Below are 17,399 nucleotides of genomic sequence, written 5' to 3' on the forward strand. Positions count from 1 at the left end.
AAATAAAGGAAAGGGACAAAAAGAAAGATCAGGCCGCGAGTGACGCGACCGGGACATGGGCCAGTAAGCTGGCCGCTACGCCGCCTTTCTTCAAACGAGCGGATAGAGGGCGCACGCGCGGATAGAGGGCGCACGCGGCGGCAATGTTGCTTGCCGATGCCGCGCAAGTACAGCGACATCCGTTGATAGTCGGTATTAACCCGACGCGTTCCCTGATCAGGTCAGCGCGGTCATGACCGTCTTCTGATACGCAGGCCGTTGCTTCAAGCGCTCATACCAGGCTTGGAGGTGATGCATGGCCGGGCGTTCAATCGGCATTTCAAACCAGGCGTAAATAAAGCTTCCGAGCGGAATGTCGCCCATGCCCAGTTGCTCGCCGGAGAGGTAAGGCTGCGCTGCCAGCGCGTCGTCGACAACGATCAACAACTGCTGCACGGTTTTGATCGCACCATTGATCTGCACCCAGTCCTGCTGCTCGGCCGGTGTACGTAACACACCCCAGAAAACAGATCTGAAAGGTCCGGCGAAGGTCGACGTCGTCCAGTCCATCCATTTTTCGGCAGAGGCGCGCACCTTGGGATCGCTGGGGTAAAGGGCAGAATCAGGGGCATGTTGCGCTGCGAGGTAGCGCACGATGGAATTGGACTCCCACAGCACGAAGTCGCCATCTTCGATCATGGGCACCACGCCGTTTGGATTCTTCGCAAGGTACTCCGGCTGATCGTTGATGCCGAACGCGCCCCCGGCATTCAACGATTCATAGCTCAGGCCGAGTTCTTCGGCGATCCACAATACTTTTCTGACGTTGGAAGAGTTCTTGCGACCCCAGATTTTCAGCATTGAGTGTTCTCCTGGCTGGATAAAAAAGGTGGACGACCGAATGAGATTGGCGGTTAAGCGCAACAGTCTAGCGTGAGAAGACGCTGTTCAAGCCACAACTTCGCCTGCATCGGCCACCCCACGAACTACGGGGATGGCCCGATGTCATTATCGATAAGCGGGCCAGAGCCATTGGCTGTGCAACTGAGGGTGATCCGATATCACCGTCATCACGGAGGACGTCTTTTATGTTGTGGTTGTGGATTCCGATTTTGGTGATCGGCGTGGCCTGGCTGGCCCACCGTCGTATCGCACCGTTGCCCGCGCTGGGAGTAGTGGCGGTTTACTTGCTGGCGATGGGTATGTTCAGTCACGGACACGGCCTGCTGATGACGATTCTCTGGGTGCTGTGGCTGGCAGTCATGCTGCCCTTGGCGCTGCCGGATCTGCGTCGACGCCATTTCAGCGCGCCAATGTTCAAGTGGTTCAGGAAAGTCCTGCCACCGATGTCTCAGACAGAGCGCGACGCCATTGATGCCGGCACGGTGTGGTGGGATGGCGAACTGTTCAGCGGGCGGCCTGACTGGAACACGTTGCTCGCCTATCCGAAAAGTCAGTTGAGCGCCGAGGAACAAGCCTTTATTGATGGCCCGACTGAAGAGCTGTGCGCCATGGTCAATGACTGGGAAATCGGTCAGGCCATGGACTTGCCCCCCGAAGCCTGGGCACACATCAAGGAGCACGGGTTCTTCGCCCTGATCATCCCCAAAGAATACGGCGGCAAAGGCTTCTCAGCCTACGCCCACTCGCAAGTGGCCATGAAACTCGCCACCCGCAGCGGCGATCTGGCGTCCACGGTGATGGTTCCCAACTCCCTCGGTCCGGCTGAACTGCTCCTGCACTACGGCACCGATGCGCAACGCAATCATTACCTGCCTCGCCTGGCACGTGGCGAAGATATCCCTTGTTTTGCACTGACGGGCCCGCTCGCTGGGTCCGACGCAGGTGCAATGCCCGACACCGGCATCATTTGCAAAGGCCAGTGGGAGGGTCAGGAAGTCATCGGTCTGCGCCTGAACTGGGAAAAGCGCTACATCACGCTGGGCCCTGTCGCCACCTTGCTGGGACTGGCCTTCAAGGCTTACGACCCTGAGCATTTGTTGGGCGAAGAAGAGGATCTGGGCATCAGCCTCGCACTGATCCCGACCGACACACCGGGCGTGGAGATCGGCCGTCGTCATCTGCCGCTCGGTGCAGCGTTCATGAACGGCCCCAATAGCGGCAAGGATGTGTTCATCCCGCTGGAGTACTTGATCGGTGGTCAGGAGATGCTCGGCAAAGGCTGGATGATGCTGATGAACTGCCTGTCGGTCGGGCGTTCGATTTCGTTGCCAGCCGTCGGCACAGGCGCGGCCAAATTCACCAGTCTGGTGACCGGTCAGTACACGCAAATCCGCGAGCAGTTCAACGTGCCGCTGGCTGCGTTCGAGGGCATTCAGGAATCGCTTGCCCGCATCGGCGGCAACGCGTGGTTGATGGACAGCGCTCGCATCCTCACGGCAAACGCGGTGGATCTGGGCGAGAAACCCTCCGTGCTCTCAGCGATCCTCAAATACCACCTGACCGAACGCGGACGTGAGTGCATCACCCACGCCATGGACGTGCATGGCGGCAAGGGCATCATCATGGGCCCCAACAATTACCTGGGCCGAAGCTGGCAAGGTGCGCCGATCTTCATCACGGTAGAAGGCGCGAACATTCTTTCGCGCAACCTGATGATCTTTGGTCAGGGCGCCATCCGTTGCCACCCGTTCGTGCTGAAGGAAATGGCGCTGGTGGGTCGTGAAGATCACGATCGGGCAGTGGCCGAATTCGACACCCTGTTGCTGCAGCACATCGGTTTTGCGGTGGGCAACGCGGCGAGCACATTCATCCTCAATCTGGGGTTCGGCCACTTCGAGTCGGTGCCGGGGGATCGCCTGAGCCAGGGTTATTTCCGAGCATTGAATCGCCAAGCAGCAGCCTTTGCCATGCTGGCTGATCTGAGCATGATGCTGTTGGGCGGCGAACTGAAACGCCGTGAGCGTCTGTCTGCCCGTCTGGGTGACGTGCTCAGTCATTTGTATCTGGCCTCGGCTGCGCTCAAGCGCTATCACGACCTGGACTATCCGGAGCACCTGAGTTCGCTGTTTCGCTGGTCCATGGAGGAAGCGCTGGGCGAATCCGAGCGTGCCCTCGATGAGCTGCTGAGCAATTTCCCAAACCGGGTGCTCGGCGGATTGCTGCGTGCGGTCGTGTTCCCGCTCGGCCGTCGCCACAAGGGCCCTTCGGACGTGCTCGATGCCGAGGTCGCTGAAATTCTCGGTCGCGCCAAAGGCGATCCGGCGCTGGAGTCGCTGCTGGACGGCTGTTACCGCCCTGCTTCACCGGACGATGCAGTCGGCGCCTTGCAGCACGCCAGTGATTTGCTGGTGGCGAGCAAGCCGTTGCGCGGAAAATTGCATCACGCCGTCAAAGGCGGTCAGGTCAAGCCTGCTGCTGGCGAACACCTGATTGATGCAGCGCTGACATCGGGCGTGTTGCAGCCTGGCGAAGCGCAGACGTTGCGTGCCGCGGAAGCCGCGCGGCGCAAGGTCATCGATGTGGACGACTTCGACAAGGAAGCGTTGACGCTCTCGCCAGAGAAGGTGCGTTAACGTAATACCCTGACGCACTGACGTCTCGCGAATGAATTCGCGCCTACAGAGCCAGAAGGTGTCCGCGCTTCTGTAGGAGCAAACTTGTTGGCGAGGCGTCGGCAGGCGTTGAAACAATTCAGCCGTCTTGCGAATGAATTCGCTGCCAAGGATTCGAGAGCACAAGCGTTAAAGGCGAAGAGGTTCAGCCTGACGTCAAAGATTGTCCTACACTCCCCTCAACAATAAGAAACACGTTAGGGGAAGCACCATGATCGACCAACGCATCACCCATCGCAGCGTGCTCACTGACATCGCCTCCGGTCAAACCCTCCAGCGCGGCAAACCGACCGCCACCCTGCAAATACTCCTGCTTGTCGGCTTCGTCGCCCGCGAGCCGCACGGCACCGACAATTTCAACTTGCGGCTGACCGAGGCAGGCCACATGTACCTGTCGGGGTTATGGCACTGAGAGTGCGCTGAGCGAAGCGTCGATCACACGCAAAAGCAGTCGACCAATACCACCAGTCCCGGCCGGGGTATCGGTGGTCTGATGAGGGCTCTATACTCTCGCGCCTGTTTTTGCCTCTGAGGACTTCATCATGGCCTACGCCAATCTCGACCACACTCTCAATCTGCTCACGCACCTGCGCGGCATCCTGGTCGCGCTGGGTGAAGCCGAGCAGGTACCTGAAGAAAGTCATGAGTTGTTCATCGAGCGCTATGACGAGCTGATGACGCTTCTGCCGCAGGAACCTATCGAAAGCCAATACCTGGGCCAGGACTTGTTGTGCCAGGTCATTCAGCGCTACCCGCAAATCGCCCATCTGGTGCCACGCGACCTGCTCTGGTACTTCGGCGGCGACTGCCTGCACTTCATGCCCGATGACGAAATCGATTTGTACACGGCGCTTGAAGAGCGTCGTTACGAAGCCGAACAAAACGAAGAACCGTTCGACTGGAATCAGGAAAAGCAATTTCTGACCATGGCCAAGGATGCGCAGAAACACTGACGCCGCTGCGGTCCTTCAGGACCGCCGCCCCTTCCTGAACCTGCATGAAGTGCTGCCTCGCAGTCATCCGGGGCCTGCAAAAAACCGCTGACATCTACGAACACGAGGGCATTCTGATCCGCCACGTGGATGTATCCCAAGGCTAAGACGCCAGTTTCAATGCCGTGCGCAACGCAGCTATCAGCGCTGCATATAACGATAACCAGGTTTCCCGTTAGCGCTTCCGGGCGGGGGCATCAGGCGGGCGACAGGTAATGCTGGCGCTTCAAATGCCGGACCAGCGCCCTGCCTTCGGGGCCGAGCGTGGTCCCGAACGTCGTGTTGAACGTCGACCACCTGCCGCCCTTGAGTTGCACATCCAGGGCGTACTCGAGATGGCCGGGCAATGTCTGCGGTAACAGCTGGATGTTAACGGCGGCCAGTCGCGGTTCGTACTTGAGCAACGTCGCGGTCATGATACTGATCAAGTTGTGGGCGGTGGCGGGCAGGCCTTGCAAGACCACGCCCATGTCCGGCAAGCCATAGTCGGGCAAGTGGCTGAGCGTGCCGGCGCGACTGTTGAGAATGCGCTGCAGATTGTCCATCACCGACAGGATGTGCTGGTCCTGCTCATCGACCCGATGCAAGTCCAGTTCGCCATCGAAGTTTTGCAGCAGCATCTCGTAAAGAGAGGGATTCAGTTCGCTCATCACTTTACCCCTCCACCAGCGGCCGCAGGGACAGCTGGTTGTCACTGAGCTCGATGACACGTGGCCGGTCCGGGTCCAGGTCATCGCGCGTCAGGATCAGCCGCCAGCTAGGGGTGCTGTTATCGGGTTCACGAAACAAACCGACAATGGCAACGAACTTAGCACCCTCGTTAAGCGGCACGCTCATTTGTGCGCCCTCGCCCGGCTTGACCACCACCGACTGCTCATCGAGCAAGTCGGCACCGAGCACTTTTTCGCCGCTGTGGAGCAAGCTGTCGTAGGTCGCCCGCTGCATCTGCTTGCTGTCGCTCAGTTGGTAAACCCGAACCAGAGTGGACACCGACATACCGTGCATTTCGCTGGTTTCAATATTGGTGGCGGCCCGCGCGCTCACATCCAGATGCAGGGTTTTGATCTGCTTGTAGAAAATCGCCTGAGTTGTGGATGCCGTGGCATCGGAGACGGTTTGCACCAACCCGCAGCCTGTTAGCGACGCAACCAGTGCAATGAGCGTCCATAGGTTAAAAACGATACGCGACATGCTGAATCTCCCTGTTCCATGGGTTGTTTTGCAGGCCTTGGTAGCGACCCAGATTGATCGTGATGGTGTCTCGGTCTGCGAGGTGCCACGCGTCGTCGCCCAGCCCCAGCACGGCGGTCATGCCCAGCAAGACCGACGCGTCGCCCAGCCTGGGCAGTGGCAGGCAGCGCAGCGGCAATGACAGCTGAAGTCGGGCGGTGCATCGCCATCCCAGATAAACCCGCAGCAGCACCAGCAAATCCTGATGCAGCTGACCGCCCGGCAACCAACCGCGTCCTTCCTCGCTGTTCTCAGTGAACAGCCCAAGGCGTAATTGGCTGTTGGCGTCGCGTCCGACAGGACCGAGCGGCATTCCCTGGGCCAGGCTGACCGGACGCTCCAGAGACAAACTGGCCGGGTGCTTCAGCGTGACTTTCTGTGGCCAGTGCGGGGTCACCTTTGCCACCGTATCGGGCGCGAGCAACCTCACCAGCGCGGTGATGCCTTCAGCATTACGGGTGGGCAGACGCATCAATCCCAACAGCGCCAGAAAACGCGACATCGGTGTTGCGATTTGTCGGGCAGTACCAGGGATTCCGAGGCCTATCAGCCCTAGCAGGCATTGCGAAGTCGCATCGCTGCCGCCCGATTCGAACGAGGCGGGATAGCTGTACTTGCGCCACACCCGGTAAAACTGGGTGAAGATCCGATGGTTGAACATATCGAGAAACGCCTCCAGCGCTTCATGCCCTTCCCTGCGCTGCGCGATGTCGTCGAGAAAAGCCGTAGGCAGAGGCGAATCGACGCCATATAGCCCCAGCAGCCGGGTACGGACCGTTGGCGGATGCATCGAGTGCACCTCGCCGAGGTCAATACTCTTGAACTCGCCAGCGGGAAAGCCCATGCCGCGATCGGGCCTGAAACGTACTGCATCGTCGGTCACCCGCTCCGTGCTGCCGAGTGGCGGATGGCCCGGAAGCGCTTGTTCCAGCAACTGGCAGAAGCGATACACATTGGCTTCGGCCACCCGCCCTTTCAGGCTTTTGAGCAGCGCCTCGGCGTTCAACCGGGAATCCGCTGATTGTGGTTCTCGTTCCATTGCAGGCACTTCCCGGTGGGTTGCAGGACCAGTGTCAACTGGTTGAACAGATGGATGTCGGCGTACAGCGCGAAGAAGCGATTGAGCATTTCGCCAAACAGACTGATGTCGCCCTCCCCCGAAAAACCGTTGGTATCGAGCGTCACCTCGATGTCCACGCCCCGCAGCAGAAAGCCTTTTTCGAAACGCTGGATCAGGTGATGACTGACTTCCACGATGGCCGCCAGACGACGCCGATTGAGCTCGCTGCCTGACCAGTCGTACAGCGCCAGAGTGCCCCGGAGCACTTCAGCGCTGTCGAGCATGGGCAGAAAGTTCGAGCCCAGGTGACTGAGCAATCGCCAGTGAAAACGATCCCGATTGGGCGGGTAACACGGCAACGTCGGCGCACACAGATTGCGCACTCGCACGTCCACTTGCGCGGCTTGCACGGTGGTGTCCAGCAAAGTGCTTTGCAGCGCCTTGCGCGGAAGCTGGCCGTTGGTCCCGGTCAGGCGCAAAGACAGGCTTTCCTGCCGATGCAACTGATCTTCATCGAAACCTTCGCCACCCAGGATCAACCATGTTTCATGCAGCCCGTTGACACCACGCTTCAAACGCGTGTGGAAGTAACGCTCGGGCGCTTCATCGCGCAGCATGCCGCCCTTGTGCCGGAAGCTGGTAAATGGCACGTAGTCATACCGCTCGGCGTTTTTGCTGCCCGTGACCCGGTCCACCGAATAGATTTCGGTGTGGCCGTCCTGCAGACGCATGGGCCGCAGCAGGTAGTCGGTCTGCAACGGCTGAAGAATCAGCGGGTCCGCTTCCAGTTGAAACAGGTTGATCACCGGCACCGCGTGCAGACGAATGTGCTCGGCATTGAGTTCGAAACCATGGGGCCACGGCTCGCTCAACACCACCTCGAGCTCGAACCATGCGCTGCCGGCCGGGATGCTGACTTGCTCCAGACCGTTGAGCGTCACAAACATGAATTTCTCGCGAAACGTGAAGTACTCCAGCAGCAATTGATAACCGCTGAACGCGCTGTCGCCTTTGGGCCAAAGGCGATCTTCGTCGGCGAAGCCCTTGGGCGAGAAATGCCCTTTTAGCGTCTGACGCCCCGCACCTCCCGGCAGGCGTATGTACAGTGCTTGAGCATTGAGCGTCAGTGCCTGGTGTAACGCATTGGCAGTCGAGGCGTTGGCGTTGAGGTAAAGCGGGATCTGGCTCAAATCGAGCTCGCTCCAGTCCGTCAATGCGCTGCACGTGAAGCGCAGGCGCAGGACCGAACGACCGTCGGGTTCGTGAGCGGCGCGCAAGGACTCCACCGCCAGGGGCCACAGCGTCAGGTCCTGAGTGGTGGTGTACTGACAGCGGCTGTGTTGCGGCCCAATCGGTTGCGACAAGACGCCGAAGCCTTTTTCTATTACCTGACAGCTATTCAATGAGCCCGGCTCGGGTGCCAGCTCAACGATCGAAAGCGAGGGAATGGTGCGCAGATAATGCGGCCACAGCAGGCTGACGAGGCCTTCGGTCAGTTCGGGCAGATCATCGTCGAGTTTCTCGCGCAACCGCCCCATCAGAAACGCGAACCCCTCGAAAAGACGCTCCACGTAGGGGTCCTGCGCCCCTGGCTTGTCCAGATTGAGTTGCGCTGCGCGGTCCGGAAACGCTTGAGCGAACTCATGGCCCGCCTCGCGCAGATAGCGCATCTCGGCGTCGAAATAACGCAGTGTCAGATTGTCCATGCTCAAAATCCTTTTGAATGAGAGTTACGCGCAAAGCACGACCGCGCGCACTGGATCGATAGCGACCAGATCAGCCAGAAGTGTCTCCATCCGCCCCGCCAGCGTGGGTTTGTCCGCGTCACTGCGCGGGTATTTCATTCGCAGCAGCTTGAGCAGGCGTGCCTTGACCTCGAAACTCAACTCGGGCTCCCACTGCGCCAGGGTCTGTTGGTGGGCTGTGCCGTCGAGTTCAGTCAGCAGATGAAGGGCCAGATCGCTTCGGCCATGATGCTCGGCCACCCGAGCCATCAGCAGTCGAATCCACCAGCGCTGCCGCCCGTGGCCGGCGCCAGGCTGTGAAGCCAGCCAGGCAAGTGCTTGCTCGACGCTTTCACCCTCAGCCTTGACCATGGCTTCGGCCTCCAGCGCGGCAACGTCTGTGTCGGCCGTCGACGAGAGCATGGCCGATTCGGGCGTACGCTGTTCGAGGCGATTGCCACTGAAATGTTGGGCAATCCACTCCCGTGTCGTTTCGTCCGCAAACGGCGTTCCGTCGCTCCAGGACAACGCTTCCAGCCCCGGCAAGCGCGCCAGAAAAATGCCCAGATCGCTTTTGACGACATCAGCCCACCGGTCCAGCGGAGCCGGTTGTTTGCTCAGCGCCTGATACAGATACCACTGCAGGTCCAGCCAAAAATGGTTCACACCCTCGGCATACATGCGCTCGATCTGATCGAGCAATTCGCTCCAGCTTTGTTGCACAAGCAGCCGTTTGAGGTGCGCCCGGTAATCGCCGCGCGGTGGCATCAGGCGCGTATTACCACCCGCCTCCTGCGGTGGCGCTCGATGCACGGTGTCCCAGCGCAGACTCTTCATCAGTCGATGAGCCGCCAGCCAGCCCTGTGGTTGTTCACGCAGGTAGCTCGCAAGCGCACGGCCGCTGTCCAGCAGATCACGTGCAGACTTGACCGAGGCCACAGTAGGCGCAGCGGCCTGCCCGCTTATTTCATGACTGGCGTTGTGCGGTGGGGCCTGGGTGTGCGATCCGCCGGGTAGCGTCAGGCGCGCCGATAACGCGGTGTACAAGGCACCCAGCTCCGGGCGTTGCTCTTGGGGCCAGTTGTCAAGACTGCGAGCAAGCCATGCCAGCGCGGCAACGATTCGCTCGGCATCGGCCGTGACGACTTCCGGGTAGAGCGACAGACTGTCCAGCACCTTGTTGCTGGCAAGCCACTCCAGCGCCATTTTTCGGCTATTGGGCCGAGCGGGAAAGACATCGACACCGTATTGCTCGACCACAGCTGCCAACAGGTTGAGCCCGTCGGCAAGCCCCGCTTCACCGTCCTTTTGCAAACGTGCCCATAGGTAATAGGTGACCACGCGCAGGTCTTTGCAGGTGTGCTTGAGCAGCTTCTCCGCCAACTGAATCACCCTATCGACATCCGCGCCGGAGAGCTTGTTGACCTCCTCGCGCATACGCTGGAAGTCGTCGTCATACCCCGGATCCTGTCCAGCCGGGGACTGGGTACTGACCGGCAGCAACCAGCCCTCCCAGGCTGGTGCCTGCTGTCGGGCAAGGGTCAATGCGTCGCGCTCACCCAGGCAGGTGGCGAGCAGTGTTTGCAGGCTCATTCGTAGCTCCCGTTCTGGGCGTAAGGGCCTGTTGCCCGGTTAGCCGCGAGGAAGATCTGCTGCGGCAACTTGAAGTCGCGCAAGACAAACAACGCCATCGGGCCGGCGCCCAGTTCGGTGCGCAGGTGCCAAGTCAGGTTCAGGCCGTCCGGGGCTTTCAGCTCTATGCGGTAGCGGCTGTCGCCGTCGTCCAGCGGGGTGATCTGCGCGGTTTCCAGCAAGCGGATCAGGCCCCAGGTCCCTTGATAATCACCGAACAGCCGTTCCCCGGCATTGACGCTGGTCCAGCTCAGGCTGGCGCCGGGATGGTCGCTGGTGCCCGGCCAGCCAAAGCGTTGCCAGCTTTCTTTCTGGTTGAAATAGTGATGACGCTGGCCATTGAGGATGAAGCTGGTCTGCACGATGTCGCGTACCGCTTTGCCGCTTAATTCGAAGCTCAGGCCCATGCCGCCGTCGGTGTACACCACATCGGCCAACTGGCTGAGCTGATTGATCGCCACAAGAAATTTCGGATTGATGCGCAGGCCCTGGCTGTGCGCGCTGTCAGCCACCCAACGATTGCCTTCCTTGCGCAGCACGCCGCTGAGTTCCTTCTGCAGAAATTGCTCAATGCGACCGGAGTCCGCCCGGATCATCTGGCCGAGCAGCGGCAGCGAGGCGTCACTGCCGTTGGCGACAAAGGGGTAACGGGTGTTGAACGCGTTGTTCCACTGACTGACGATTGCCCGTTGCCATTGATCGTTGAGGCCCGCTGCCGACGGTTGCAGCACGCGCTGCCAGGCTTGTTCCAGCGGCTGCACGAACAGCGTCTGGCCGATTCCGGCCCATTCGGCACCCAGGCTGGCGGCGATCAGGTTGCCGTAATTGCGGGTGTCGGTCAGGTCGAGGCTCTTGCCCTGAAACACGGTTTGCGCCAGGGCCTGGGTCGAGCCCTGCGGATCTGCGGCGTTGCTGATCTGTTGCAGCTTTAGCCGAACCTGTGTGATGCGCGTCAGAAAAGTCTGCAGGCTGAGCCGATTTTCGCCGTTCTGGCCGTCAGGCTGTTGATGGGTGAGTGCCAGGATCGGGCCGAAAGTAGCGTCCAGCGGGCTGATGTTCGGGGCGCCGTTGATGTCGATTTCCGGCATTTTCTGGCGCTGGCCGATCAATTGTTTCGCGGAATCGATCAGGGGCGTACCGAGCGCGGGGCTTTTGAGTTCGGCCCGGCCCTGGTACGCCAAAGTGTCCATTAGCTTGATCAACGGCGATTGGCGGGTGTCGCTCATCAAGGTCAGTTGGTCGATGACTTCGTCGAGGCTGTCGGCTTTCCTCCAGCGCACGCTGTTGAGGAAGCTGAGCCAGGCGCTGCTGTAGTCCTCGAAATAGCGGTCGGTAAGGCGCTGTCTGAGCTGGTCCGGGGTGAGTTCGGTGGCGATGGTTTGAGGCGAGTCGCTCAAGACCCAGTCGATGACCTCGCGGCGGGCTTGGGCGATGTCGTCGATGGCCGGCCGGATCTGCCCTTCCCACGCCTGACGGGTGAACACGCCCGGCACGCTGGCGTTGCTGGTGAACAGCGCGAAGGCATCGGTATCGCCCGTCATTTGCGCCAGATACAGCGCCGGGTATTGCTCGGCAGCTGCGTCGAGCAGGTTGGTGTACTGCGTGGCTTCGGCGTTGCGTTGGCTGAGCTGGCCAAGCAGCAGCTGCCGGGTCTGCGCCACCAGCGCGGCATCCGGGGTGATTCGCCATTCGGGATGAGCAGCGAGTTGCCCGGTGTAGAACTGCCAGAGCGCAGGTGACAGGCCTTGCCAGACGCCATCGCTCAGCCCCTCGCGCATTGGCTCGGCCTTGGCGAGCGATTGCGCCAGAAAGGTGGGATCGGCTTTTTCGGGGAGGCACATCATCAGGTAGGTTTTCAGAAGCTCGTAAGTGTGTGCTGCCCGCTCCAGACGCTCGGGGCTGCCCGCCGGCAGCTTCACGAAGGCGCGCAGTTGCCGTTCGAGACTGGCCGCGGCCGGGTCGCGCATCAGCCGGTTGTTGGCCTCGATGTATTGCGGCCACAAAGCGTCGAGCACCGCGTCATTCCAGTTGAGGCCAAACCGCTGAAACCACGGCGTGCCGTTGGCGGCGCGGTGATCGAGACGCGCCAGCTCGCGCACCCATTCGTTGAGCGCTAACAGCTGCGCGTCGCCGGTCTGCGGTTGCTGCAGGGTGGTCAGTGTGCTTTGCACATGCAGGATCTGCGTGCGGTTGCTGGTGAACGAGATCAATATCCCGGCGCCCCAGACTGCCGCCGCGCCTAGCATCAGCGCGTGGCTCAGGCGCGGGGCATTCCAGCCGATCCGCCGGCCTTTGAGACGTGTGTCGTTGAGCACGCCGAGCCAAGGGGTTTCCGCGGGCCAGAGGTTATTGTCGTTGGCCCGACCGGGGGGCAGCGGCAAGCTGAACCACAGGCCGCGCAACGGCACACCACGGGTTTTCGTGCCGAGTAAAGGTGCCAGCGCCTGACGCCAGCGCGCGACGCCTTCGACCTGTAAATCCCGGGAGAGCCGGAACAGGAAGTCATGGAAGGGGGCGGTGTGCATATGCGCCAGACCTTGTTCCTGCAACGGAGCTTGCAGCGCGCCAAGCATCTCTTCCAGCTGTGCTGGTGTGACACGACCGGGCAACAGGCAGCCCACTGGATCGGTGGTGCGGTCGGGTTGCGGCCACTGGCTGTCGCAGACTTGCCACAGGTGCAACGGCAACTGCCAGTGCAGTTCACCCGCCAGTTTTTGCAGGTGCTGCACGCCGGTGGCCATGGCGGTCGCGTTGGCGCTTTGGGTGTTGCTCAGTGCCCAGACCACGCCGTCAAGTGCTCGCCAGCGGCTCAGGCCTTGCCATTGTTTGAAGGGTTGGACGAGGTCTGTTTGCGGGCTGCCGCCCCAGAGCAGAAGCGCGTTTTGGGTGACGAGCCATTTTTTGGCGGCAAGGCCCGGAGCGATGGCTTCGATCTGGGTGGGTTCGCCGATGATGAGCAGGATGCGGGTGTTGTGGCGCCAGAAGAGGCTGTGTTGCAGGCGCAGGTGTTCATGGATTTTTACGATCCGCGAGTCCACAGGCTCGGGCTGCGCAAGACCGCCTTCGGCTGCGGGGAAAACTCTGTCGGCGCGCGCCTGCTCACGCTCGCTTTGGTGACGAAGCTGAGTCAGGACTTGTGGCACCAGAAATGCGATGCACCCTATGGCGATAATCAGCAGAAAGGCGACAAGCTTTTTATACGCCTCGACCAGCCCGATGGATTCACCATAACGATGAATTATCCATCCCACCGCTGTCGCCAACGCGATCAGCAACAGCGTACGGCCGACGAGGCGCCATCCATTATTCGAGATTGTCATGTCCAGCTCCTGTGGTGACTGTGCTGATCCAGTGGGATTCATCCTTGGCGAGCACGAGCAGCGAGTGCTGCCGATGACGTACGACTTCCACTGCAAGGGCAGTGACCAACCAGTGCCCGAACGGGCCTGCATTTCCGCATGTCGTCTCAGCGACCCATTGCTGCTGCGCTTCAAGCGCTGCGCTCAGGCCGCTGATTGCAGCAATGACTTCACCGGGCTGCGCCTGTCCCTCAATCCGGTCAATCAGCAGTCCCGCGGCTGATACAGCGGCTGTCTGATTGCGTAAAAAGTGCGGTAATTCGTTCTCCAGATCATCGATATCCAGTGGCATGGGTCGGCACAGCGCCCCCAGCACAGGCAACGCACTGGCCTGCCCCAGGCGATCCGGGGACAGCAGCATTGCCGCCACGCCATCCGAGTAGGCGGTATCGCCGTGAAGCTGGAGGACCACGATCAATTCGAAAGCTGCGCTCGCCGATTTCAACGTCTCGTCGACCCAGCCGTACGACAGACTGTCTTTCAGGTTGACGGCATCCACTGGCGGGCGGCCGGGGTCACTCGCCCATGCCTCAGCCCATGCGGTGCCCAGCGTCTCGTGATGTTCGGGGCCAGCATCGCTGAGCAGCATGACGCGCAGCGCTTGCGTCGGCGGCAGCTGTCGAAGCGTGGAGGCGAGCGCCTGCAACACGAGGGCCAGTGCAGCCTGCGTACGATCTTCTGCCCCTGACAACATCCTCAACCGCCTGGCCTCCCCGGCGCGTGGCGGCAACGTGGAGGGTGACTGCGTGAGCGCAACGGCAGACACCTCGTCTGGCAACAACACACAGTGGGCGTAAACCGCGAGATGACGATTTGCCCAGGATTCCCAAGCCTGCTGCGCGGCGTCCGCTTCTCTATCCGTGAACTGGTGCTGGTTGAGCGCTCCGCCATATGAAAACGCACGAGCGCCGAACGTCAACGCCCACGCCAGCAGAGGCCAACCGGCCAATGCCCAGACATTCACGTCTTGCAGTTGCGGCACCTGCTCCGATTCATGCAGCCGCATAAGCAGAAACCCGACAACTGCTGCGCCCACGGCTGCCATCAACCAACGTCCCAATCTAGGCGGCGCTGGTACAGGCATCACGGCGGCGGGTCGACGATCCCAACCCATGGCTCAGCCCACCACGTGATCGGTAATGCTGGAAATCAATACGCAGCCACACACACTCCGGCAGCCATTGATCACCAGTTGCCGGCCATCTTCGATATGCTCTGCGCAGCCCTCAATGATCGCGTTCACCCCGTGTCCAGGAATAGGGCAACAGACCAGATCACCGATCAGTGCGATAGGCTTGCCATTGACTTTCTGTGTGGCGGAAGCGGTGATGACGGCTCCGCCGTGAGTTGTTTTATCGCCCAGCAGTACGAATCCTTGGGACATTAAATTAAACTCCATTGTTTTAAATGCGGGCATCAATGCACACCGTCAACTTTCTTATCGTCGAGAGCATGGTCAATGCGTTTCGCTTTAGTTTTAGCGCGCAGAAGCCTGAAAGAACAGCGACTTCATTTTTGGGCCTCCGCTTTCAGGCGGATGGCTTGTAGCCTTGCGAAGTTGGGGTGCCATTGCTTATCGGCATACACAGTGCCGTCTGGATAGGTATACGAAATATAGTTACCTTCCTTCTTAACTTTCGGCTCTACTGAACGAAGCTCGAATTTTGAGTGGTACTGCGGTTCGAAATAGACCTCGCGAGCTGTTGTCGCCTTATACATTGTGTACATATAGCCTTCACCAGCGATACTTATTCTCTTTATATATCCACCTAAAAAGCTTTCATTTATCCAAGGATAGTAATCCCTCCGAATAAACAAATCCCCCTCCACTTGTATATCGGCCCCACCTCGGGGCGAGGCATTATTATCGAATATCACTATGACTCCGCCGCCGGCGCCGGAGACTACGCCTTTGCCAAAGCGAGTGGGGTCACCGTGGGTGACGCCGAATGTGGCGTTACTCAAACGCCACTTGCATGCACCACCACCTTCTATAGGTAGTCTTGTCTCGTAAAGATCGGAATATCCTGAGCGTAAAAGTTCCAGATCCATATTTTGATACCCATCGCGCTTGTACGATCTTCCATTACCGTCATGGGCAGTAAAAGTACAAAGCGTGGATCGATAAATAACTTGTGCAGTTCTTGCTACCAGTTGATCGGGCACCTTCACAGTCAGCTTTACAGAGTCTCCGCCAACTGGGGGATCAAGACCAAGATCCTTAGCGCAGCCTGTCAGGCTGATGACAGAGGTGACCCATGCGATGAAGAACAAGACATTCATTGCTTGCCCTCCGCTTTCAGGCGGATGGCTTGTAGCCTTGCGAAGTTGGGGTGCCATAGTTTATCGGCATATACAGTGCCGTCTGGATAGGTATGGACTGGGTAATTACCTTCCTTCTTAACCTTTACCCCCACCGAATGGAGCTCGAATTTTGAGTGATACTGTGGCTCGAAATAGACCTCGCGGGCCGTTGTCGCTTTGTATATCGCATAGTTGTAACCCTCACCTGCCAAGCTCAACCTTTTAATATATCCGTCCAAAAAATTCTCTTTTATCCAAGGATAATAGTCTCTCCGAACAGCCAGATCCCCTTCTACCTCAACGTTGGCAGCACCACGAGGCGAAGCATTAGTATCGAATATGACTATAACTCCGCTACCCGCGCCGGCTACCACACTTTTCCCGAAACGAACAGGATTGCCGTGAGCGACTCCGAAGGTGACATTACTCAAACGCCACTTACATGCACCGCCACCATCAATAGGCAGCTTTACCTGATATAGATCACTCTGACCTTGACGCTCAGGTAGCATATCGACGCCTTTATAACCATCCAGTTCTACCCGTTGACCACGAGCATCGCGGGTAATAAATTTGCAAACTTTTGAGCGGTACGTTGTATCCATAGTTTCCGCTACCAACTCATCGGGCACTTTGACAATCACTGTAATGTACTGATTATCCACCGGTGGCGCGAAGCTGCGGTCTTGGGCGCAGCCTGTCAGGTTGATGACAGAAGTGGCCAATGCGATGAAGAATAAGACTTTCATTGCTTGCCCTCCGCTTTCAGTCGGATGGCTTGTAGCCTTGCGAAGTTGGGGTGCCATTGCTTATCGGCATACACAGTGCCGTCTGGATAAGTATAGACTGGGTTATTACCCTCCTTCTTAACCTTCACTCCCGCCGAACGGAGCTCAAATTTTGAGTGATACTGCGGCTCGAAATAGACCTCGCGGGCCGTTGTCGCTTTATACGTTTTATAAAAATAGCCTTCACCGGCGATACTTATCCTCTTTATATAACCACCTAAAAAGCTTTCACTTATCCAAGGATAGTAGTCCCTGCGAATGACTAAATCCCCATCCACCTCAGCATCAGCGCCACCACGGGGTGAAGCGTTATCATCAAATATGACTATGACCCCACCACCTGCACCGGAGACTACGTTTTCTCCATAGCGAGTAGGGTTGCCGTGAGTGACGCCAAAGGTGACATTACTCAAACGCCACTTGCATGTACCACCACCATCAATAGGTAGCTTTACCTGATATAGATCACTCTGACCTTGACGCTCAGGTAGCATATCGACGCCTTTATAACCATCCAGTTCTACCCGTCGACCACGAGCATCGTAAGTAACGAACTTACAGACTGGCGAGCGGTAAATTACCTTCATAGTTTCCGCCACCAACTCATCGGGCACTTTGACAGTCACTGCAATGTACTGATTATCCACCGGTGGCGCGAAGCTGCGGTCTTGGGCGCAGCCTGTCAGACTGACAAGCGCAACCAGCAGGCCAACGGAGGTCTTTACTGTCACAACAGTTTCCTCGATAAAGCTCATA

The 17,399-nt window shown here is 59.0% G+C and carries 15 protein-coding genes; 3 read left to right on the forward strand and 12 right to left on the reverse strand.

Going from position 1 to position 17,399, the window contains the following annotated elements:
* Positions 1-216: 216 nt before the first annotated feature.
* Positions 217-840 carry a glutathione S-transferase family protein gene (locus OYW20_RS17810; protein WP_268797254.1) on the reverse strand — a complete coding sequence of 208 codons (624 nt, stop codon included), beginning with the start codon at positions 838-840 and terminating at the stop codon, positions 217-219.
* A gap of 227 nt (positions 841-1,067) precedes the next feature.
* Between OYW20_RS17810 and OYW20_RS17815 the strand changes: the two genes are divergently transcribed.
* The 3 genes from OYW20_RS17815 to OYW20_RS17825 all read left to right on the forward strand — a co-directional run bounded on the left by OYW20_RS17815 (position 1,068) and on the right by OYW20_RS17825 (position 4,507).
* The gene (locus tag OYW20_RS17815; protein ID WP_268797255.1) at positions 1,068-3,515 is read left to right on the forward strand and encodes an acyl-CoA dehydrogenase; all 2,448 of its coding nucleotides are present in this window, start codon (positions 1,068-1,070) and stop codon (positions 3,513-3,515) included.
* A gap of 250 nt (positions 3,516-3,765) precedes the next feature.
* Positions 3,766-3,966, forward strand: coding sequence for a hypothetical protein (locus tag OYW20_RS17820; RefSeq protein WP_268797256.1), 201 nt, complete (start codon positions 3,766-3,768; stop codon positions 3,964-3,966).
* A gap of 130 nt (positions 3,967-4,096) precedes the next feature.
* Positions 4,097-4,507 carry a PA2817 family protein gene (locus OYW20_RS17825; RefSeq protein ID WP_268797257.1) on the forward strand — a complete coding sequence of 137 codons (411 nt, stop codon included), beginning with the start codon at positions 4,097-4,099 and terminating at the stop codon, positions 4,505-4,507.
* A gap of 236 nt (positions 4,508-4,743) precedes the next feature.
* Here the strand turns inward: OYW20_RS17825 and tssE are convergent, their stop codons facing one another.
* From tssE to OYW20_RS17880, 11 genes are all read right to left on the reverse strand, one after another.
* The gene (gene tssE / locus OYW20_RS17830) at positions 4,744-5,196 is read right to left on the reverse strand and encodes a type VI secretion system baseplate subunit TssE (RefSeq protein ID WP_268797258.1); all 453 of its coding nucleotides are present in this window, start codon (positions 5,194-5,196) and stop codon (positions 4,744-4,746) included.
* 4 nt (positions 5,197-5,200) lie between these two features.
* Entirely contained in the window at positions 5,201-5,737 is a 537-nt protein-coding gene (gene tssJ / locus OYW20_RS17835; RefSeq protein ID WP_268797259.1) for a type VI secretion system lipoprotein TssJ, read from the reverse strand.
* Complete coding sequence (tssG, locus tag OYW20_RS17840) at positions 5,718-6,815, reverse strand: type VI secretion system baseplate subunit TssG (protein WP_268797260.1); 1,098 nt, start codon at positions 6,813-6,815, stop codon at positions 5,718-5,720. Before tssG ends, tssJ begins: the two co-directional genes overlap by 20 nt.
* A complete protein-coding gene (gene tssF, locus OYW20_RS17845; RefSeq protein ID WP_268797261.1) occupies positions 6,779-8,548 on the reverse strand; it encodes a type VI secretion system baseplate subunit TssF in 1,770 nt (589 codons plus the stop codon). The genes tssG and tssF overlap by 37 nt, the downstream gene beginning before the upstream one ends.
* A gap of 18 nt (positions 8,549-8,566) precedes the next feature.
* The gene (gene tssA, locus OYW20_RS17850; protein WP_268797262.1) at positions 8,567-10,153 is read right to left on the reverse strand and encodes a type VI secretion system protein TssA; all 1,587 of its coding nucleotides are present in this window, start codon (positions 10,151-10,153) and stop codon (positions 8,567-8,569) included.
* A complete protein-coding gene (locus tag OYW20_RS17855) occupies positions 10,150-13,512 on the reverse strand; it encodes an ImcF-related family protein (protein ID WP_268797263.1) in 3,363 nt (1,120 codons plus the stop codon). The genes tssA and OYW20_RS17855 overlap by 4 nt, the downstream gene beginning before the upstream one ends.
* Positions 13,496-14,557: a hypothetical protein gene (locus OYW20_RS17860; RefSeq protein ID WP_268797264.1), complete on the reverse strand. Its 1,062-nt coding sequence runs from the start codon at positions 14,555-14,557 to the stop codon at positions 13,496-13,498. The genes OYW20_RS17855 and OYW20_RS17860 overlap by 17 nt, the downstream gene beginning before the upstream one ends.
* Before the next feature lie 111 nt (positions 14,558-14,668).
* Complete coding sequence (locus tag OYW20_RS17865; RefSeq protein ID WP_268797265.1) at positions 14,669-14,935, reverse strand: PAAR domain-containing protein; 267 nt, start codon at positions 14,933-14,935, stop codon at positions 14,669-14,671.
* A gap of 125 nt (positions 14,936-15,060) precedes the next feature.
* Positions 15,061-15,834 (reverse strand): hypothetical protein, encoded by a 774-nt coding sequence (locus OYW20_RS17870; protein ID WP_268797266.1) that lies wholly within the window; start codon positions 15,832-15,834, stop codon positions 15,061-15,063.
* Complete coding sequence (locus tag OYW20_RS17875) at positions 15,831-16,604, reverse strand: hypothetical protein (RefSeq protein WP_268797267.1); 774 nt, start codon at positions 16,602-16,604, stop codon at positions 15,831-15,833. The genes OYW20_RS17870 and OYW20_RS17875 overlap by 4 nt, the downstream gene beginning before the upstream one ends.
* Positions 16,601-17,398 carry a hypothetical protein gene (locus OYW20_RS17880; RefSeq protein WP_268797268.1) on the reverse strand — a complete coding sequence of 266 codons (798 nt, stop codon included), beginning with the start codon at positions 17,396-17,398 and terminating at the stop codon, positions 16,601-16,603. The genes OYW20_RS17875 and OYW20_RS17880 overlap by 4 nt, the downstream gene beginning before the upstream one ends.
* Position 17,399: the final 1 nt, after the last annotated feature.

Source organism: Pseudomonas sp. BSw22131 (genome assembly GCF_026810445.1).
GTDB classification, from domain to species: domain Bacteria; phylum Pseudomonadota; class Gammaproteobacteria; order Pseudomonadales; family Pseudomonadaceae; genus Aquipseudomonas; species Aquipseudomonas huanghezhanensis.